This is a genomic window from Sulfuricella denitrificans skB26 (genome assembly GCF_000297055.2).
Taxonomy (GTDB): domain Bacteria; phylum Pseudomonadota; class Gammaproteobacteria; order Burkholderiales; family Sulfuricellaceae; genus Sulfuricella; species Sulfuricella denitrificans.
The window spans coordinates 329,604-348,569 of sequence record NC_022357.1 but is presented as its reverse complement, the minus strand read 5'-3'; the positions used below and the strand labels follow the sequence as shown (position 1 = coordinate 348,569).

The 18,966-nt window shown below is 58.4% G+C and carries 20 protein-coding genes; 1 reads left to right on the top strand and 19 read right to left on the bottom strand.

Annotation, left to right across the window (positions count from 1 at the left end; genetic code table 11):
- Nucleotides 1-16: 16 nt before the first annotated feature.
- From SCD_RS16020 to SCD_RS01620, 6 genes are all read right to left on the bottom strand, one after another.
- Nucleotides 17-190 carry a DUF2058 family protein gene (locus tag SCD_RS16020; protein ID WP_009206874.1) on the bottom strand — a complete coding sequence of 58 codons (174 nt, stop codon included), beginning with the start codon at nt 188-190 and terminating at the stop codon, nt 17-19.
- Between the two features lie 159 nt (nt 191-349).
- Nucleotides 350-850, bottom strand: coding sequence for a disulfide bond formation protein B (locus SCD_RS01640; RefSeq protein WP_009206875.1), 501 nt, complete (start codon nt 848-850; stop codon nt 350-352).
- Nucleotides 851-863: 13 nt separating this feature from the next.
- Nucleotides 864-1,508 (bottom strand): pyrimidine 5'-nucleotidase, encoded by a 645-nt coding sequence (locus tag SCD_RS01635; protein WP_009206876.1) that lies wholly within the window; start codon nt 1,506-1,508, stop codon nt 864-866.
- Nucleotides 1,505-2,395, bottom strand: a complete 891-nt coding sequence (gene argB / locus SCD_RS01630) for an acetylglutamate kinase (protein ID WP_009206877.1) — start codon at nt 2,393-2,395, stop codon at nt 1,505-1,507. The genes SCD_RS01635 and argB overlap by 4 nt, the downstream gene beginning before the upstream one ends.
- Before the next feature lie 183 nt (nt 2,396-2,578).
- On the bottom strand, nt 2,579-2,767 hold the full coding sequence (locus SCD_RS16795; protein WP_009206878.1) for an Hsp20/alpha crystallin family protein: 189 nt from the start codon (nt 2,765-2,767) through the stop codon (nt 2,579-2,581).
- On the bottom strand, nt 2,764-4,287 hold the full coding sequence (locus tag SCD_RS01620) for a hypothetical protein (RefSeq protein ID WP_009206879.1): 1,524 nt from the start codon (nt 4,285-4,287) through the stop codon (nt 2,764-2,766). The genes SCD_RS16795 and SCD_RS01620 overlap by 4 nt, the downstream gene beginning before the upstream one ends.
- A 434-nt stretch (nt 4,288-4,721) precedes the next feature.
- Here SCD_RS01620 and abc-f point away from each other — a divergent pair, with 434 nt between their 5' ends.
- On the top strand, nt 4,722-6,575 hold the full coding sequence (gene abc-f, locus SCD_RS01615) for a ribosomal protection-like ABC-F family protein (RefSeq protein WP_021035746.1): 1,854 nt from the start codon (nt 4,722-4,724) through the stop codon (nt 6,573-6,575).
- 3 nt (nt 6,576-6,578) lie between these two features.
- On the opposite strand, the gene SCD_RS01610 is transcribed toward abc-f, so the two are convergent.
- From SCD_RS01610 to xerC, 13 genes are all read right to left on the bottom strand, one after another.
- The gene (locus SCD_RS01610) at nt 6,579-7,355 is read right to left on the bottom strand and encodes a hypothetical protein (RefSeq protein ID WP_009206881.1); all 777 of its coding nucleotides are present in this window, start codon (nt 7,353-7,355) and stop codon (nt 6,579-6,581) included.
- Between the two features lie 40 nt (nt 7,356-7,395).
- Nucleotides 7,396-8,538 carry a glycerate kinase gene (locus SCD_RS01605; RefSeq protein WP_009206882.1) on the bottom strand — a complete coding sequence of 381 codons (1,143 nt, stop codon included), beginning with the start codon at nt 8,536-8,538 and terminating at the stop codon, nt 7,396-7,398.
- Nucleotide 8,539: 1 nt separating this feature from the next.
- Nucleotides 8,540-9,487 (bottom strand): D-2-hydroxyacid dehydrogenase, encoded by a 948-nt coding sequence (locus tag SCD_RS01600; RefSeq protein WP_009206883.1) that lies wholly within the window; start codon nt 9,485-9,487, stop codon nt 8,540-8,542.
- 3 nt (nt 9,488-9,490) lie between these two features.
- On the bottom strand, nt 9,491-10,792 hold the full coding sequence (locus SCD_RS01595; RefSeq protein WP_009206884.1) for an MFS transporter: 1,302 nt from the start codon (nt 10,790-10,792) through the stop codon (nt 9,491-9,493).
- Nucleotides 10,793-10,796: 4 nt separating this feature from the next.
- Complete coding sequence (locus SCD_RS01590; RefSeq protein WP_009206885.1) at nt 10,797-11,144, bottom strand: hypothetical protein; 348 nt, start codon at nt 11,142-11,144, stop codon at nt 10,797-10,799.
- Nucleotides 11,145-11,172: 28 nt separating this feature from the next.
- Nucleotides 11,173-12,495, bottom strand: coding sequence for an ATP-dependent protease ATPase subunit HslU (gene hslU / locus SCD_RS01585; protein WP_009206886.1), 1,323 nt, complete (start codon nt 12,493-12,495; stop codon nt 11,173-11,175).
- Between the two features lie 96 nt (nt 12,496-12,591).
- Nucleotides 12,592-13,128, bottom strand: a complete 537-nt coding sequence (gene hslV, locus SCD_RS01580) for an ATP-dependent protease subunit HslV (RefSeq protein WP_009206887.1) — start codon at nt 13,126-13,128, stop codon at nt 12,592-12,594.
- 75 nt (nt 13,129-13,203) lie between these two features.
- On the bottom strand, nt 13,204-14,466 hold the full coding sequence (locus SCD_RS01575; RefSeq protein WP_148290725.1) for a hypothetical protein: 1,263 nt from the start codon (nt 14,464-14,466) through the stop codon (nt 13,204-13,206).
- Between the two features lie 78 nt (nt 14,467-14,544).
- On the bottom strand, nt 14,545-15,318 hold the full coding sequence (locus SCD_RS01570; RefSeq protein ID WP_009206889.1) for a metal ABC transporter permease: 774 nt from the start codon (nt 15,316-15,318) through the stop codon (nt 14,545-14,547).
- On the bottom strand, nt 15,315-16,226 hold the full coding sequence (locus tag SCD_RS01565) for a metal ABC transporter substrate-binding protein (protein WP_009206890.1): 912 nt from the start codon (nt 16,224-16,226) through the stop codon (nt 15,315-15,317). The genes SCD_RS01570 and SCD_RS01565 overlap by 4 nt, the downstream gene beginning before the upstream one ends.
- 10 nt (nt 16,227-16,236) lie before the next feature.
- The gene (locus tag SCD_RS01560) at nt 16,237-17,607 is read right to left on the bottom strand and encodes a hypothetical protein (RefSeq protein WP_009206891.1); all 1,371 of its coding nucleotides are present in this window, start codon (nt 17,605-17,607) and stop codon (nt 16,237-16,239) included.
- Nucleotides 17,608-17,707: 100 nt separating this feature from the next.
- Nucleotides 17,708-18,022: a hypothetical protein gene (locus SCD_RS15520; protein WP_021035744.1), complete on the bottom strand. Its 315-nt coding sequence runs from the start codon at nt 18,020-18,022 to the stop codon at nt 17,708-17,710.
- Between the two features lie 32 nt (nt 18,023-18,054).
- Nucleotides 18,055-18,948 carry a tyrosine recombinase XerC gene (gene xerC, locus SCD_RS01550; protein WP_009206893.1) on the bottom strand — a complete coding sequence of 298 codons (894 nt, stop codon included), beginning with the start codon at nt 18,946-18,948 and terminating at the stop codon, nt 18,055-18,057.
- Between the last annotated feature and the right edge of the window lie 18 nt (nt 18,949-18,966).

Sequence of the window (18,966 nt, the reverse complement as noted above, 5' to 3'; positions counted from 1 at the left end):
CTGGAAATATGAAGAACTATAGATTGAACGACTGTTGCGTTTCGAGTGCGGCCAGGCGCACTTCATCGACACTGTGCATACCGGTCCGGCGCTCGACCTTCTTCTGCTTGCTTTTGTCCTGATTGGCCTGTTTGACTTTGTTTTTGGCGACCAGGCCGGCTTTCAAAAACTGCTCTTGCATAGAAACCATATGTGCTACTCCGTAGAGGGTCCGCTGGCCCGTAGGTGCTGCATGTAGACGTGAGCCAATTCCCACCTCGGAACGACCAACCCGATTTAATTGGACGAAATTGACCGTCGGTCGATTTGACAGTCGCCTACAGTTAAGACTCCGGAACCCGAAAATAACCTACTTTTGAGATGCGCTGCGACGAAAAGCCGCAACCAGTCCCACCAAGGCAAACAGGACGAACCAGCCCAGCGCCCATTCCGCGATGGACATGTCTAAAAAGGTCCAGGTTACTTCGGCGCACTCGCCCGAACCTTTGAAAATCATCGGCAGAATTTTGGCCAGCGGCATGGCCTCAAGCATGTAATCCAAACCCGGCCCGCATTCTGGCGCTTGGCCGGGAGGCAGGTGCTGCAAATACACCTGCCAGGCGGCGATTCCTCCGCCCAACAGAGATAAAAAAGTCAACAATCCGCTATATACGGTCCAGCCACTGTGTTTTGGATTATGAATAGCCGCCGTCAGTGCCGTCGCACAGATAACGATGAAGACGATGCGCTGAAGGATGCACAGCGGGCAGGGTTCGAGGTGAATAACATGCTGTAGCACCAGCCCAAAACCTAGCAACCCGAAACAGGCCAGGAATACCCCGAGAAACAGCACACGATTATTAATTGTCACCAACAACTCCTTGTTAACGGATACGGCGCTGCGCTCGCGGCAACTCCAGCACCGATTTCACACTCAGATCCACGCAACCCGGGCGTTTCGGCAACGCCCCCACCAGTACCGTCTTCATGCCGAGTTTTTTTGCGGTTTTAAGATTGGCCAGCGTATCTTCGACCATGATGCACCGCGACGGGTTCAGTCGCATCCGACGAAATAAAAGACGAAACCCTTGAGTATCCGGTTTCGGTCGATAGCCGGCATGCTCGATCGTGAACACCTCTTCAAATAGGTCCGCAATGCCGAGCAGCTCCAGCACTCTGTGGATATAATGAGCCGGCGCATTAGAGTACACCAGCTTGCGGCCAGGCAGCCTTTGCAACGCCGACCTCAGCCCGCGCTGCAGTAACACCATCTGGTGCAGCGCCGGAAACTGATGGGTGTGCCAGAGAAAATGATCGGGGTCGGTGCCATGATGCCGCATCAAACCCTGCAAGGTCGCGCCGTAGCGCAGCCAGTACCGCTCGCGCAATTCGTTCGCACCCGCTTCATCGAGGTTGAGGTGGTCTTGCAGATACAGCGTCATGGCCCGGTTCATGTGCGGGAAAATATGCGCGCCGGCATTGTGCAGGGTGTTGTCGAGATCGAACACCCAGGTCCGGGAAAGTTTCAATCGTTCGCCCGGATCAAGGTGCCTACGCCCTCATCGGTAAGAATCTCCAGCAGTAGCGCATGCTCCACCCGACCATCGATGATGTGGCTGCTCTTGACGCCGTTCTTTACTGCTTCCAGGGCCATGGATATTTTCGGAATCATGCCGCCGCTGATAGTACCGTCTTCGATCAGCGCGTCCACTTTGGCTGCGGTCAGGCCGGTAAGTAGCTTGCCTTCCTTGTCGAGCACGCCGGTGGTGTTGGTGAGCAGAATCAGCTTCTCGGCCTTGAGGGTTTCCGCCAGCTTGCCCGCCACCAGGTCGGCGTTGATATTATAGGCTTCGCCATCCTCGCCCACGCCAATCGGCGCGATCACCGGAATGAAGTCCTGGGTGTCGAGCAGCGCCACCAGGGTGGGGTCGATATTGGTCACCTCGCCGACATGGCCAATATCGATGTACTCGCCCGCCTTCTCGGCGTGCTTTACCATCATCTTCCTGGCGCGGATGAAGCCGCCATCCTTGCCCGTCAGCCCCACCGCCTTGCCGCCATGCTGGTTGATCAGGTTGACAATTTCCTTGTTGACCGAGCCGCCCAGCACCATTTCGACGATATCCATGGTCTCCCGGTCGGTGACGCGCATGCCCTGGATGAACTCGCCCTGCTTGCCGACCCGCTTCAGCAGATCGTTGATCTGCGGCCCACCGCCATGCACCACGACCGGGTTCATGCCGACCAGCTTGAGCAGCACCACGTCCTTGGCGAATCCCTGCTTGAGGCGCTCCTCGGTCATGGCGTTGCCACCGTACTTGATGACGATGGTCTTGTCCTGAAAACGGCGGATATAGGGCAGCGCTTCGGAAAGGATGGCGGCTTTTTCTTTTGCGGTGGATGCGCTCAGTGGCATGATTGGTCTTTCGCCTAGGGTAATAATCGGCCTATTTTAGCGCAAACGAAAAAGGCGGCACAGAGCCGCCTTTTCGGACAGATTTGCAGAATTACTGGATGGCCAGTTTTTTCGCGCTGGACGTTGCCTTCTTCGGCAGTGTCAGATCAAGCACGCCATCATTGCATTTAGCCACAGAGTTGCCTAGTCGACGTCCTGCCCAAGGCTGAAGCTGCGATATACCTTGCCGTAATAACGCTCGCTACGCAACACTTTATCACCTTCCTTTTCTTCTTTTTCTTTCTTCACTTCGGCACTGATGCTGATCTGGTTGCCCTCGATGGTCACGTGAGCAACGGCATTTTTAGGCCAACCGAGAATTCTGGAACTCACACCATCTTGCCAGTGCGACGACCCTGCAGATCGAATTTCACCCGCACCCATTCCTCGGTAACGTCCACCACTTCGGTCAAGCGAATGCGGAACACGTTGTTGCGGTAGTACATGTCGAGCAGGCTATTGGCGGCATAATCTGGCGCCTGCAGGATCAAGCTGCTGTCCACCTCCCGGTCGTACCACTTCGGCAGGAAAACGGCTCTGATCCTCATATTGCCGGCCTTGTCCGCGAGGCAAAGCTCCACATGCTTGGGGTCTTCGCTCAACTTTTCGATGCCCAAGGCGGGCGGGCCGGAGGATTCCTTTTTCCAGCGCACCACACCGACTTCCCACTTGCCGGTATCGCCCGCCTGCTTGACGCACACCAGCTTGCCGAACTCCGGCTTCTCCGGCGGTTTGCCCTCGAGCAGACCATAGCCGCTCCCGCTCTCGTTTTCCACCGCCCAATGCTCGATCAGCGCGCATTCCTCATCTCTCGACTTTCCCGCCGCGCCGGAATGCAGGCACGTTCGGACCGCCTCAACGCCACAAGCCATTTCGACAACCTTGCTACCGGAAGCGATGCGCTCCTGATTGCGGGCATTCTTCGGGCGAATCCAGTGCTTGGAAAGGTAATCGAGCAGCAACTTATAGTCCTGCATGGTTGCCGGCACTCCTTCAACCTGCAAGCGGTCCACAGCATCTCCCTGCGCCAATTCGAAACGCAGCTTGCGGATATGCACATACAGATCCGCCATACCCCAGCAACGCAAATTGTCGCCATTCATGCCCTCTACCAGTCTCTTGGCGGCACTCCCGGACATCAGATCGACGCAGTGCATATGCGAACCGGTGTCACAGGATTTTTCCAATCTCACCAGTGGCGCCCATTCTTCCAGCCACCCGGCAACCAGTCCGATCTGGAACGGCTTCAGACTGGTCGGCCGTACCATGTCGAGAAGCAGGATGTGGACATATTCGTCGGCACAGGTCGTCAACCTGCCGCTGGCCAGTCTGATCTGCGCTCCAGCGAAACCGGCGGATTCGGCGAGAAGATAAAATTTATGCAAACGCTCCCACATCGCCGACGGCACCTTCTCTTGCCTGAAGTATCCCCACTTGACCGCTGCCCCAAGGTGATTCAGCGTGCGTGCCACGACCAGCGGCAGATATTTCCGGCCACCTCCGCCGTCACGCCCGGCGACGATTTCTCGGCACAACCCCCGGTAACTGTTCGCCATCTGCACACTCAGGCCCGCCGCGGTTTCCAGCGCCGACTCGTCCGCGCCCTCCAGGTATTTTCTGCCCAGGCTGTGCTGCAAACCCTGGCTGCATTCGTCCAGGCGCATCAGCGTTTTCAAGCGCTCGCGCGAATACGGCGCTCCTTTCGCGCCGAAAGCCGTCAGCGCATCGACCAGCGCCTTCAGAAAATCGCATTCGTTTTGGGAATTCTGCTCGCTGGGCCATGCCCCGGCACCGAGCACGCCTTCGAGCAAGCCGGCTTCCTTACGGTGAAAAAATTTGAGTAAATCGAACATAACGGTTCCTGGCCGCGTAGTATCGCAGCAAAATACATCATTAGTAGAACGTAAGCATAAGTCGTGCCAGAATTTTATATTTTCACACACAATTACAACAGCTTGAATAACAACGACATAACCATGTAACCGTTTTTCACGCTGGGATGAAGGCCAAAAAAACTGCCCTTCCGCGTCACGCGGGCAACAATAAAGGCGCATTCGCGCCTATATCTTGAATGAGATGGAAGTGTTGTACAGAAAGGCAAGTCCGATTTTCGCAACCAGGATGATAACTAGATTTAACTTCACCGGGGTCGGATTCAACGTGGTTCGGTTTTGCCAAGGCATAGCGAAGTGCACCATGATCTGGCGCAGAAAATCCTATCGTGCTGGAGATTTTCGGGAGCCTGAAGCAGGTCTGATAGGTATGGCGCATCTGGTATCATTGCACCATGCTAAATATACAGAATTTGACTTACCTTCAAGGCGGCATACCGCTATTTCAGCAGGTGAATTTACAGGCGTACTCCAGCCAGCGCATCGGTCTGGTCGGCAAGAACGGCTGCGGCAAATCCACCCTGTTTCGCCTGATACGCGGTGAACTCAAACCCGATGGTGGCGAAATCTCGCTGCAATCCGGCAAGACACTGGCCTTTGTCGAACAGGAAATCGCCAACTCGACGCAACCCGCGCTGGAATTCGTGCTTGATGGCGACGTTCAGCTGCGCCAGTTGGAAAAGATCCTGGCGAGCGAACAACATGACGCCGCATGGTTCGACGCGCAGCACCGCTATGAAGCCCTCGATGGCTATGCCGCCAAAGCCCGTGCAGCACAGCTTCTGAATGGGCTGGGTTTCGCCAACGACACCCTGGAACGTCCGGTAACGAGCTTCTCCGGTGGCTGGCGGATGCGCCTCAACCTCGCCCGCGCACTGATGCATCGGGCTGATTTGCTGCTGCTCGACGAGCCCACCAACCATCTGGATCTCGAAGCCATCCTCTGGCTCGAACAGTACTTGGCACGCTACCCCGGCAGCATTCTGCTGGTCTCTCACGACAGGGAGTTTCTCAACGCCACCGTCAACCGTATCGCCCACGTACACGACTGCGTTATCGACAATTATACCGGCGACTACGACGACTTCGAACGCACACGCGCCGAAAAAATCGCCCAGCAGAACCAGGCCTTCCAGACGCAGCAGACCAAGATCGCCCACCTCGAAGATTTCGTGCGCCGCTTCAGCGCCAAGGCCACCAAGGCCAAACAGGCGCAAAGCCGCGTCAAGGCGCTAGAACGGCTTACGCGCATTGCCCCGGCGCATATCACCGACGGCCATTTCGAGCTGGAGATCGAGGCGCCGGAACGCGGCCCAGACCTGCTACTGCGCGCCGAAAACATGGGCTTCGCCTATGGCGACAAGAACCTGTTCCAGAACGTCGATCTGGCACTGCGTGCCGGCGCGCGCATCGCCCTGCTGGGGCCGAACGGCGCCGGGAAATCCACCCTGATCAAGCTGCTGGTGGGTGAACTCGAGCCCACTGCGGGAAAACTGGAAATCACCCCGGAGATGCGCATCGGCTACTTCGCCCAGCACCAACTGGAAAATCTGGACAGCGCGGCCACACCGCTGCAGCACATGGAGCGACTGGCGCCCAAGGAAACCACGCTGGCACTGCGTACCTTCCTTGGCCGCTTCGGCCTGGCCGGAAACAGCGAGGATAGACCGGTGGAAAGTTTTTCCGGCGGCGAAAAAAGCCGCCTGGCGCTGGCCCTGCTGGCCTGGCAAAAACCGCATCTGCTGCTGCTCGACGAACCCACTAACCATCTCGATCTGGACATGCGCGACGCCCTCACGCTGGCGCTGGAGGAATACACCGGTGCGGTGGTGCTGGTCTCCCACGACCGCAGCCTGATCCGCGCCGTAGCCGACGAGTTGTGGCTGATTGCTGACGGCGAAGCGAAGCTTTTTGATGGCGATCTGGAGGACTACAAAAACTGGATCGAAACCCGGCGACCACGTGAGACGGCTCAGGTGCAGCAGGAAAAACCTCGCCTGGAAGCCGCGCCCAGGCCGAAGAAGAAGGCCCTGCTATCCAGACAGGCCAAGCTCGAAGCCGAGCTGGCTACTGTCCAGGCAGAACTTTCCGAAATCAACCATCAGCTGGCCGACCCGGCCACCTATGCTAAATGCTCTGGGGACGAAATCGGCCTTCTGAATACCCGGCATGAGAGCCTGGAAGTCAAAGCTGCGGAACTGGAGGAAAGCTGGCTGGAACTGGAAATGGCGCTGGAAGAAGCGGTCTAGCCCCTACTTGAACGGAAAGGCGATGATCGCCTTCGCCACCCACTGGTCGCTGGCATTGTCAAAGCCGTGGCCGATACCGAAATTGATGTCGAGGTCTTTCTTCTCGATATCCACCACGCCGTAGAGATAATGGGCACGCTCATTCGCCGGCAGGGTATGGTGCATCGGTCCGTACTCGCCGTAATACTCGAAACCGGCATGCGTACCTTCAGACACCTTGCGCGTCACCTTCAACCCCGGCTCGAAACTGGGTTCACGGCTGACGTTGCCGGACAGGCTCATGTCCAGGATCGGGTTGAAGCTGACCAGCCAGTTCTCGGTGCGGTAGCCGATGATCGGCCGCAGTTCCATGCCCCAGTAACTCTCCGACACGCGCCGGGTAGAATAGCCAACCTCGGTGTTGAACCCCCAGAAGAAGGACTCGCCTTCCTCGCGCGGCGCGATGAATTTCAGGCGGAAGCGCAGGCCGTTATTATAGGTGTTGCCGTCAGGACTGAACGCGAAAGGGACATACAGCCCCGCTTCCAGCGATTTGGTGATGCCGTAGGAAAACTCCGGCGTGACCTGCAGCATGTGGTGGGCAGGCTTCTCGCCTTCAAACCCTGCCTGCCGCGCGCCGTCGATGGTGTAATTCGCATGTAACTCCAGACCGAATTCGCCGGGATCATTCATCTCCTCGGTATAAACCTGGATTTCGTCCGGCGCGGCAAACCCGACTGAGGATATCAAAGCGAGACCGGCTGCGGCAACCAGGCTGCAAGTAATTTGTTTGTAGTTCATGACCAATCCATTTAAGTATGCGGATGAGAACTATTATCATCTAATCAGGAATGGATTGCAACGACTTCTTTTTTGCTTTGCCCGCCTCTTCTACTCGATCCACTAGAAGTGACGTCGCTTCGCGCATAGCTAGTTCGACGCCAATATCCTCCCCAGCCAGCACAAAACAACCGTCGAAGCGGACCGACAGTTGCGCTTTCGCCGCCTCGGCAATACAGCCCGAAACCAGGCTCACCGGCACACCCTGACGGTGCGCATGCTGCGCCACAACCCAGGGTGCCTTGCCCTGATGAGTCTGGCTGTCGCTACGGCCTTCGCCAGTGACAACCCAGTCCGCACCCTCCAGCGCCGCATCCAGACCGAGCAGTTGGCACACCGTCTCGGCGCCGGAATAATAGCGCCCGCCCAGTAGCTGCAGGGCGTAACCCAGCCCACCTGCCGCACCGCTGCCAGGCTGAGACGACAGGAAACTGCCAAGCCAGCGATCTCCTGCCGCGCTAAAGCGGTGCAGACGCTCATCGAACCGGGCAATCTCGGCTGACAGAACGTCCTTTTGAGGACCGAACACTGCGGTAGCGCCATGCTCGCCGCAAAGCGGATTGATTACATCGGTGAGAAGATGAAGTTCGCAGTCGGCTAAGCGCGAGTCAAGGCCAGAAAAATCAGCTCGATGAAAATCAGCCAGGCCGTGCAGTGTCGGCTCGATCGGAGCCCCGCTACGATCCAGAAACCGCGCGCCGAGCGCGGCCAGCATGCCGACCCCACCATCGTTGGTGGCACTACCACCAAGACCGATCCACAAACGGTGCACACCCTGATCGAGGCATAACCGGATCAGCTCGCCGACGCCGCGTGTGCTGCGTTCGGCCACCGCCACTTCGCGCACGCCAGGCAGGGTAAGACCCACGACCTGTGCCACTTCGATCACCGCCGTGCCGGCCGCAAGGAGTGCGTAGGCAGCCTGCAGTGGATAGCCATGAGCGCCGGTAACTTCAGCCTCCAGGCGCCTGCCACCGCAGCCAGCCAGTACCGCATCCAACGTGCCCTCGCCGCCATCGGCCATAGGCAACAGCCGGATCACCGCTTCCGGCCAGACCCGGCGCACTCCCTGTGCCATTGCCTGCGCCGCCGCCAGCGCGCTGAGGCTGCCCTTGAAGGAATCGGGAGCGATGACGACGACCACTTCAGGTCACCAGATTCTGCGGTGCCCCGCGCACGAAGGTCTCGATGTTGGCTATTAGCTGGTCGGCCAGGATCTGCATCGCTTCGCGGCTGGCCCAGGCAATGTGGGGGGTGACGATCAGATTGGGCAGATCGAGAATGAGCAAGGGATTGCCTGCGCTCGGCGGCTCCGCCGACAGCACATCGCATCCCGCTCCGGCAATGTATCCCTCGCGCAACGCCTCCGCCAGCGCATCCTCATCCACCACGCCACCGCGCGCGGCATTGATGAGCAGGGATGAGGGCTTCATCCGGCGCAGTTCGTCCGCGCCGATCAGGTTGCGGGTTGCCTCTGTCAGCGGCACGTGCAAAGTCACGACGTCGCTTTCCTCCAGCACTTGTTCGAAGGGCGCGAAGCCAGGGCGAGATTCGGTTGCCCCCTTGTGCTCTGCAAACAGAACCTTCATGCCAAAGGCTTTCGCCATCTCCGCCACCGCCTGTCCCAGTACGCCGTGGCCGATGACGCCCAGAGTGCTGCCATGAATATCGCGAACAGGATGGGTAAACAGGCAGAACTGGTCGGATTGCTGCCACAACCCGCGCTGCAGGTCAGCGCGATAGGCCAGCAGGTTACGGCGCAGCGCCAGAATCATCATGAACACGTGTTCCGGCACGGCATGCACAGCGTAGTTGCGGATATTGGCGACTGCGATGCCGTGCTTGCGACACCAGTCCACATCGATGTTGTTGACCCCGGTGGCGGCCTCGGCAATCAGCTTGAGTTGCGGCAATTGCGCCAGTGTTTCTGCCCGTAGCGGCACCTTGTTGGTGATGACAATGGTGGCGTCGATAAGGCGGACGACGATTTCTTCCGGCGCGGTGGTGGCATATTCTTCCCATTGATGGGGAAATGCCGGGCGACGAATAGTTGCCTCCAGCGTCGAGCGATCTAGAAAGACAATATTTTCCATGCTTCAATCCATACCAACATAACGGCAGTTGGTTTCGCGGATGAACAGCGTCGCCATCAGCCCCATCAGCGCGAATCCCAGCATCGTACCGAGACCGGCCTGGTAATCGGACAATTGATGCAGTGTCGTGCTCCCGCCCCGCGCCTGAGCGGCCCGGTCTATCATCCAGCCCGCCAGGGGCTGCAGGATGCCTGCGCCGAGAAACGCGCCGGTATTCACCACGCTGGTGGCCATGCCGGAAAGGGCATGCTTATTCACCTCCTTGGCGCAGGCCCAAGTCAAGGTAAAACCCGATGCGCCCAACCCCATCATCAAGAACAGTGCATATCCCATTGCTGGCGGCATGCGCCAGCCGAACAGTAGCGGCAACCAGCTCAGGCAATACAGCAGAGCCCCAAAAATGATCACCGGCTTGCGTCGTCCGAGGCGGTCCGAAAGCATGCCGACAAAGAATGCGCCTGCAGCAAACCCGAGTAACAGCATGGACGTATATGAAGTAGCAATGCCGCGTTCCATGCCGTAAACATCACGCAGGAATGGCACCGCCCATAGCCCGCCGAAGGCGAAGAACGAGCCAGACATCCCCAGATTGATCCAGAAGCCTGGCCAGGTAGAGCGATTTCTCGCCACGACCACCAAGCCGTCGTACCAGTGGCCATCGTGCGGCGGGTGAGCTGCCTTGCCGTCCAGCTCACGCATGGAAGGCAGGCCGGCATTGCCGGGATGGTCGCGCACCATCATCCAGCCCAGTACGGCAACCCCCAGAGAAAGACCGCCCACCACAACAAACACGGTGCGCCAGGAGACAAACCCCAGCGCCCAGGCCAGGGGTGACGCAGCCAGCAGCGCGCCGATATTGCCCAGCAGGATAGACAGGCCGGTGAGCGTGGCAAAATGACGATCATGAAACCAGGCAGCATTGAGCTTGAGCAGCGAAATGAAGGTGACCGACACCCCCAACCCGACCAGCAGACGCCCTGCCGAGGCCACTGCCAGACTGTCCGCCAGCCCGAACAGGAGTGAACCCGCCCCCGCGACCACCCCGCCGATCGCAAGAATCCTGCGCGGGCCGAGGGTATCCACCATCACGCCGGTGGGGATCTGCATCACGGAATAAACGTAGAAATAAGTGGCTGCCAGCGCACCCAGTTCGGCGCCGCTCGCCTGGAAGGTCTGCTGCAGGTCGGTGGCAATTGCCGCCGGGGCAAAGCGGTGAAAGAAGGACAGGATATAAGCCAGCGCCACCAGGCTGAACGCCGCCCAGCGCAGGCGGAAGTAGTGGATTTTCTGAGTTGGGGTGAGCACGGCGCTATCCCTTCAGGACCGCGTCAAGAAAGCTTTGACGCTCACCCTCCAGGACATTGGTGATATCTTGCAATCCGTCGACGGGAATATCTCCTGCCAGTTTCCCCAACGCCTCGCGGCAAGCCGAATGGTAGGTCTCGAATGCAGCCAGCACCACATCGGCCCGCAGCATTTTTTCCTGCTCCACTGTGGCCGGCGGTGCCGCACCGTCCAGCAGCTTCACCATGACATAGCGCGGCATGAATTTGGTGCCGCCGCCATCGGCCTTGCCAGCCAGTACTGGGCTGGTTTTGACGTAGACCACACCATCGAGATCGAAGCGCTGGCCAATGGCCAAATCATGAAATTTCATTTCAATCTACGTTATCTTGACAGAAAGTTTACAGCACGTAGCGCGCCAGATCCTCGCTCTTGGCCAGCTCTTTCAGCTTGCCGTCAACATAGGCGGCATCGATGACGATACTTTCTTCAACCTTGCGGCCGGCTTCGAAGGAGATTTCCTCGAGCAGTTTTTCCATCACAGTGTAGAGCCGCCGCGCGCCGATGTTTTCGGTTCTTTCGTTGACCTCGAAAGCAATTTCGGCGAGGCGCCGGATAGCGTCGGCCTTGAAATCAAGTTTCACCGACTCGGTGCCGAGCAAGGCTTCATACTGTTTGGTCAGGCAGGCGTCGGTGTTGGTGAGTATCTGCTCGAAGTCTGAAACGCTCAGGGAATCAAGCTCGACGCGTATGGGCAGCCGGCCTTGCAGTTCGGGAATAAGATCGGAGGGCTTGGCAAGATGAAAGGCTCCGCTGGCGATAAACAGGATGTGGTCAGTCTTGATCATGCCGTACTTGGTGGTAACGGTGGTGCCCTCGACTAACGGCAGCAGGTCACGTTGCACGCCCTGGCGCGACACGTCAGTCCCGGAAGACTCGGAACGACTGGTGATCTTGTCGATTTCGTCGAGGAATACGATGCCGTTTTGTTCGACGTTCTGCACTGCATGGATTTTCATCTCCTCGTCATTGATCAGCTTCATCGCTTCTTCTTCGGTGAGCAGCTTCATCGCTTCAGCGATCTTCAACTTGCGCTGCCTGCGCTTGCTGCTGCCGATATTCTGAAACATGCTCTGGATCTGCGAGGTCATTTCCTCCATGCCGGGCGGGGCGAGAATTTCCATATGCGCCTGGGCGCCAGCCACCTCGATTTCGATTTCCTTATCGTCAAGCTTGCCCTCGCGCAGCATCTTGCGGAATTTCTGGCGAGTGGCGTTTTCCTCACCCGCTTCTGCTTCGATGTCGCGAGCTGGCGGCAGCAGCGCGTCGAGGATGCGCTCCTCGGCATGATCTTCGGCGCGATGGCGCACTTTGAGGGTTTCCTGCTCGCGGGTCTGCTTGATGGCCATTTCCACCAAGTCACGAATAATGGAATCGACATCGCGTCCGACATAGCCTACCTCGGTAAACTTGGTCGCTTCCACCTTGATGAATGGCGCATTGGCGAGCTTGGCCAGGCGACGGGCGATCTCGGTCTTGCCGACGCCGGTCGGGCCGATCATCAGAATATTTTTAGGCGTGATTTCATGCCGCAACGGCTCGGCCACCTGCTGCCTGCGCCAACGGTTGCGCAGGGCAATGGCGACGGCACGCTTGGCAGCATGCTGACCGATGATGTGCTTGTCCAGTTCGTGGACAATTTCCTGAGGAGTCATTGGGATCATGGCAATTCTTCGTGAGGGATTAGGGGTGAGGGGTGAGGTGTAAGGCGCAGGTTGTCGGAGATTTTACGCCTCACACCTCTCGTCTCACCCCTCACCTTATTCAAGCACTTCAATCACGTGATTCTTATTGGTATAGATACACAGGTCGGCTGCGATGGTCAGCGCTTTCTTGACGATCTCTTCCGGCGGCAGGTCAGTGTAGTCGAGCAGGGCGCGCGCCGCGCTCTGGGCGTAAGGACCACCGCTGCCAATGGCGACCAGGCCATACTCTGGCTCCAGCACATCGCCGTTGCCGGTGATAATCAGCGAAGTCTCATGGTCGGCAACCGCCAGCATGGCTTCAAGCCGGCGCAGAATGCGGTCGGTGCGCCAGTCCTTGGCCAGTTCCACAGCGGAACGCAGCAGATGCCCCTGGTGCTTGTCGAGCTTAGCCTCGAAACGTTCGAACAGGGTGAAGGCATCCGCCGTTCCGCCCGCGAAACCAGCCAGAATTTTGTCGTGGTGGATGCGGCGCACCTTGCGCGCGGTGGCTTTGACCACGATATTGCCGAGTGTTACCTGCCCATCGCCACCGAGCGCAACTTGATTGCCACGTCGTACCGAGAGGATGGTGGTGCCGTGAAATTGCTCCATGATTTTTCTCCGCAGAATAATCCCATTGGATTAGATTGATGCATAACAAGCTGACGGAGCGAAGAACAGAGAGGATCAGCCGATTTTTCTTTTCAGGATATCGGCGAACTGGTCGACGCCCATGACTCCGAACAGGGCGCGGATCATTTCGTTAGCATTACGAACCAGCAACTTCTTCCCACCGCAGTTCAATCCAACCAGCACACCAACGAAATCTCCGATACTGACAAAATCCACACGGGACACATCAGCCATATCCAGGTAAACCTCGCTGCGCGAGGCGGCAAAATTTTTCAGATCCTGCAGTTGCTGAGCACTATCAGCCGAAATCACGCCCCTCATGAAAAAGGTGTCCTCGTCATGAGGCAGTTCATCAGGAGTATCGGCCATTACCGCCTCAACCGGCTGCCGACATGGGGGCATGGATTCCCAGGACGGCGGCGACATTTCGAAAGTAATCGCGTACTCCACCGCCAAATCCTCGTATTCCGTCTCCATTCCCTGGCATTGGTAGAGGTTAAGCAAAAGTTGCCAGTGGGCCTCCTCATCCTCGCTGCCCTGCCCGAGCAAAGCCTTGAGCAGCTCCGTTACGTGCGGAACGCTGATCGGGGTGATTTTCTTTCCGCTCTTTTTCAAACCCTGCAGGGTCTCCACCAAGCGACGACTGCCCGAGGCGTCCAATCCCTCCAGCCGGGCAAAGTCCAGCCGCAGGCCAGCACCTTTCTGCGCAACCTGCTCCAGATTCAGGAACAGGGAATCCTTGTCCCCCTGCAAAATGCCGGTAAGGGCAACATAGCCTTCAACGGCAGTCCCTCCTCCCGCTTTGGGGTTTTCGGTCTGAACGCCCGGCACCTTATCATCGCTCCAGGTCGGTGCACTGCGCTCGAATTTAACAACGAACTCCAGCGCAAGCTCTTCGAAGAGTGCCTTCTTGCCCTGGATCTGGTAAATATCAAACAACATCATCCAGGGCTTGAGTTCTTTTCTATCGGCATTGTTCTTGACGAAATCCAGCAGCAGCGCGGCGGCTTGGTCGGGATGGTCGCTGGCATAGAGAATCGCCGCCTCCTCCACCGCCGAATACATTTCTGCAGTTTCTACAGTTCCAGCACTTCCAATCGTATTCGTTTCGGTTTGAGGCGATGGGGGTGAAGAAACTGCCGCCGGTTTGGATTCAATTGCCGGTTGCGGCACCAAAGCAACCGTATTGGGCGGAACAGTCGGGGTTGCTAGCGGGGTTACCTGCTGGCGAGGGGTGGCAGTGTGCCTGTCGGCAACAGGCGCACGAGGCTTGGCCTGCGACGTTTCTTCTGGCTTCTTGCGAAAAAATGAAAACACCACTGCGGGTCAACCAGGTTTATTTATAAGTGAACCATTATAAGGCTGCTCACCTTCATGGGCAATAAGGGAAAATCCCTATTTGGCAACGCTTCTGGACGGGTCGGGACCCAAACTGTAGGCTGCAATTCCAACCAGCGCCAAAGTCCACACCACCACAGCGCCGGAAGGCAAGTCAAACAATACCGAAAGCCCCAACCCCAGGATGTAGCCTGCTGCGCCGACAGCATAGCCCACCGCCAACCGGATATGGGGCGAATAAAGACGGCAAGCCAGCGCCGGAACAATCAGGCTGGCGAACACCAGGTACACGCCGACCAACTGCACCGAGGTGGTGACGGCGAAGGCGAACAAGCCGTAGAATCCAAATCGCCCGAGCCTGTCTCTCAACCCGAACCACAGAATCAGGATGGTGGCTGCCAGGGCAGCCACCGGCAACAACTGCGCCGTACTCACCCACAGAATCTGGCCTGCCAGCAAATCTCTGAGATGTTCACCGCCATGCGGATTGTTGGCCACCAGCAACATTCCGCCACTGGCCGCCAACACGAACAGCACACCGATCAGTGCCTCCTGCACGTCCGGCCAGCGCCTTTCTGTCCAGGTCAGCAGCAACGCGCCAAGAAGGGCGGCAGATACTGCGGCAACCTGCGCCACCCAGCCTTCCGGCTCGAAGCCGAAAAGGTCCGCCGCGATGACCCCAAGGGTGGCGATCTGTGCAATCGCCAGGTCGATGAACACAATACTGCGGGACAGCACCTGCATCCCCATCGGCACATGGGTTGCCAGAACCAGCAGGCCGGCCAGGAAGGCTGGAACGAGGATGGAAAGACTCAGGGCATCGAGGTTCATTTGAGCGCATCCAAAAGTCTCTGCACCGTATCGTCGAACAGCCCGAACAAATCCTTCGCCCGCTCGGAACCTCCCACGGTAAAAGGCAGATCCACTGCCGGGATTTTCGCCCGCTCCGTCAGCCACTCGGAGGCGCGCGCATCGTTGTAGGCGGCTCGTATCACCATTTTCGCCGGCTGCCGCTGGAGTTGCCCGAGCAATCCTGACAGATAAGCACTGCTCGGCTCGACGCCGGGCTTCGGCTCCAGCGCTGCCACCTGCTTCAGTCCCAGCCAGTTCTCCAGGTAGGGAAACCCTTTGTGCTGGACGACGATAGGAATTCCCTTGAGAGGCGCTGCCAGCTTTTCCCAGTTGGCGATGGCCGTTTTCCAGCGTGCTGCGAACTGGACATGACGCTGCCGATAATAATCGGCGTTGGCGGCATCGATCTCGGCCAGGCGTTTTGCCAATGCATCCGCCACCAGCGTGATATTGCGCGGGTCGGTCTGGATGTGCGGATTGCCGCCCGGATGCACATCGCCCTCTGCGCGGTCGAGGCGGGTGGGGATCTCCAGCATGCGCACGTAATGCGCCGCCTCGAAATAGCCGGGCTGCCCCGGCTGGACTTTCGGATTGCCGGTCTGGCGCAACAGGATAGGCAGCCAGCCGACCTCCAGTTCCGCCCCGGTGCAGACCAGCATATCGGCGCCACGGGCGCGCGCCATCAGACTGGGCTTGGCTTCGACGCGGTGCGGGTCCTGCAGGGCGTTGGTGGCGTTGTACACGGACACCTTGTCGCCGCCCAGTTCCTGCGCCAACGCACCCCATTCCGGCTCGCAGGCGAGAATATTGAGGGCGGCGAAGGCCGGAATGGAAAATAACGCAAGCAGTCCGCCGGACAGCCATTTCATCGATTTTGCTAAATTCATGCCAATTCTCCTAATACTTGTGCGCGCCATGGGCGCCCAGGCTCATCTGGTATTGCAGGAACATCTGATTATCGGTGACTTCCGGACGCGACTTGTCCTGCGCGAATTGCAGGCGGAAGCGTGAAAACTCGCTCGGGCTGTAATCGAACATCAGGCTGTTTTTCGACGGGTTGAACGCTTCCGTTCCCAGCACCGCACTGTTGGAAGAATAATCAACACTGCCACCGTCCAGTTGGTCGCGCCGCAGCCCCACCCGCCAGCGCGGCATGAACTGGTAAACACCCTGCAAGTACCAGCCGGATTGCGCCGAAGCATAGCGGTCGGTGTTGTTGGCGGTATTTACATCATAGGTCAGGTCGCCGTCTTCATGGCGGCGGAAATATTCGCCCTGCAGCTTGAAGTTGGTGTTGACCGGGTTGCCGTTAGGAGCCCATTTCCACACCAAGTCGGCGATCTCCAGCCGACTGTTGCCACTGAAGCTGTTGGTAACGCCGGCGCCAGTGTAGGTTCGGTCTTGGGGCGAAGTGCGCAACAGTGACAACCCAGCCCGCCAGCTATGGCTGACACCGACATCGCCGCCAAGATGAGCGAACAGCGTCGCTGAACCGCTGCCGTTCTTGGCGCGGTTGCTAGCAGGGAAGTTGCTGCCGCGCCCGACCTCTGCCCCGAGTTCGACGAACAGATCTGTTGGTGCAACCCATTTCAGTTGAACGCCATCGTCCTTGAACTGGCCACCAAAGAATGCCTGGTAGGCGAGCGGCGCATCGACGAAGTCCCAGGTGTGGGCATGCCGCTCGTTGAGGTAGCCTACACCCGAATAGAAGCGCCCAGCCTTGACCGTGAGGCCGTTGCCGAGACCGAGGGACTGCACGAACGCCTCCTCCACTGCCACGGTGCTTTCCGGCGTAACGGCGAGGGTGAACTGGCCGCGCAGGTAGGGATCGATGTTGGCGGCGACAACCAGTTCGGATTCGCCCAGGCCAAAACCGCGCCGACCTGGGCCGATTTCGCCACCGTTTGGCAGGAAGCCGCCAATTCGGTAATTAGCCGGATCTTGCGAAAGATTGGCGTAAGTACCGGAAAGTATCAGCGACATCTCAGGGTTAAAAGTGCCGGTGGACGTCGATGGTGCAGGTGCGACGATGGACTGAACGATCTTTTCCTCGGCCTTTTCGGCCTTGGCTTGCGCATTACCGGCGATGACTTCCGCCTGTTGCAGGCGCTTTTCCAATGCCTGGATGCGCACTTCGTAGCTTTCCTTCATCTGTTTGATCTGCTCGCGGATTTGCGCTAGTTCGGCGCTGTCGGCGGCTTGCGCGCCCAGAGGCACTGCAAGGGCGAGCGCGATGCTCGCCGCAAGGGTATTGCGTTTGAATGACATGATGACCTCGTGAAAAATATCAATGCCTGTCCCCGCTTGAATCATGCGGGGAGCGGCAACCAGCGTTAAAACCGGCTACCGGAACAGAGTGCGATCAATTTCAGGCGAGGCTGGGCGGGGCGCGGGAAAGGTAGGTGCGAAGCGGTGCGGAAAAGAACAGGAGAAAAAATACCGCGGCAAGTATGGCGGTCGTTTCCGGGACAGCGAAAACCGGCGGCGATGACGCAGCCGCGCCGCCGATACCGGCATAGACTATGCACTTGTCGCAGGCCGGCGAGTGGGGCAGGTGCTTTTCCTGCTGCGACTGCGCCGGCACGCCGTCCGCGAAGTGCGACAAGGCATGCAGTGCCGCGCCCTGCTGGGCGAAGAGCAGGGCAAGGGCAAGCCACAGGGAAAATAACAGACGAGAATTCATTGTCTTATCATCACGCAAGCAGATGAAAGGTGTCAAGGTTTCTTCTTCGCGCGCGGATGAGCCGCATCATACACTTTTGCCAAATGCTGAAAATCCAGGTGCGTATACACCTGCGTGGTAGAAATATTCGCATGTCCGAGCATTTCCTGCACGGCACGCAGATCGCCGCTGGACTGCAATACATGGCTGGCGAAGGAATGGCGCAACACATGCGGATGCACTTCCGCCGAAATACCCAGTTTGAGAGCCCATTGCTTGACACGGTACTGCACGGCGCGAGGCGTCAATCGAGTCCCATTTTTGCCCACAAACAATGTGTATTCTTCAGGCCTGACGAGCTTTTCCCGCTCCGGCAGCCAGTGTCGCACCGCCTCCAGAGCGAAACGCCCCACCGGCACTTCACGGGTCTTGCCGCCTTTGCCGGTGACCCGCACCATGCCGGCGACAAGATCGATCTGGCTGAGCGGCAGATTGACGAGCTCGGAAAGGCGCAGGCCGGATGAATAGAACAGCTCGAACATCGCCTTGTCACGCAGGGCGAGAGGGTCACTCTCTGTGGGGATTTCCATCAGGCGGACAGCTTCGTCCGGCGACAGTGCCTGCGGCAGTGCTTTAACGGATTTCGGGGCGCGCATGCCGGCGCAGGGATTACTGGTAAAGCCATGGTCGCGGGCAAGCCAGGCATAGAAACCCCGCCAGGCGGAGAGCATGCGCGCCAGCGTTTTGCCGCCCAGGCCGCGACCATGCAATTGTGCGATAAAGCGCCGAATCTGGTGGACTTGCAGCTGATCCAGGGGGATTTCGCCCGCCAGCTTCAGCAACTCGGCCACGTCACGGCCGTAGTTGCTGCAGGTCAGGGGGGACAGGCGGCGCTCGCTGGCGAGATGACCGAGAAAGGCTTGCAGATAGGTCGCGCCTGGGCTCATGGGTTATCCATGGTGAGG

Bases quoted from the DNA above. Each gene is read 5' to 3' on its own strand.
- SCD_RS01600 (WP_009206883.1), bottom strand. From the start codon at position 9,487: ATGGAAAATATTGTCTTTCTAGATCGCTCGACGCTGGAGGCAACTATT.
- SCD_RS16020 (WP_009206874.1), bottom strand. From the start codon at position 190: ATGGTTTCTATGCAAGAGCAGTTTTTGAAAGCCGGCCTGGTCGCCAAA.
- xerC (WP_009206893.1), bottom strand. From the start codon at position 18,948: ATGAGCCCAGGCGCGACCTATCTGCAAGCCTTTCTCGGTCATCTCGCC.
- SCD_RS01610 (WP_009206881.1), bottom strand. From the start codon at position 7,355: ATGAACTACAAACAAATTACTTGCAGCCTGGTTGCCGCAGCCGGTCTC.
- hslV (WP_009206887.1), bottom strand. From the start codon at position 13,128: ATGGAGCAATTTCACGGCACCACCATCCTCTCGGTACGACGTGGCAAT.
- SCD_RS01620 (WP_009206879.1), bottom strand. From the start codon at position 4,287: ATGTTCGATTTACTCAAATTTTTTCACCGTAAGGAAGCCGGCTTGCTC.
- argB (WP_009206877.1), bottom strand. From the start codon at position 2,395: ATGCCACTGAGCGCATCCACCGCAAAAGAAAAAGCCGCCATCCTTTCC.
- SCD_RS01565 (WP_009206890.1), bottom strand. From the start codon at position 16,226: ATGAATTTAGCAAAATCGATGAAATGGCTGTCCGGCGGACTGCTTGCG.
- abc-f (WP_021035746.1), top strand. From the start codon at position 4,722: ATGCTAAATATACAGAATTTGACTTACCTTCAAGGCGGCATACCGCTA.
- SCD_RS15520 (WP_021035744.1), bottom strand. From the start codon at position 18,022: ATGAATTCTCGTCTGTTATTTTCCCTGTGGCTTGCCCTTGCCCTGCTC.
- hslU (WP_009206886.1), bottom strand. From the start codon at position 12,495: ATGATCCCAATGACTCCTCAGGAAATTGTCCACGAACTGGACAAGCAC.
- SCD_RS01590 (WP_009206885.1), bottom strand. From the start codon at position 11,144: ATGAAATTTCATGATTTGGCCATTGGCCAGCGCTTCGATCTCGATGGT.
- SCD_RS01560 (WP_009206891.1), bottom strand. From the start codon at position 17,607: ATGTCATTCAAACGCAATACCCTTGCGGCGAGCATCGCGCTCGCCCTT.
- SCD_RS01570 (WP_009206889.1), bottom strand. From the start codon at position 15,318: ATGAACCTCGATGCCCTGAGTCTTTCCATCCTCGTTCCAGCCTTCCTG.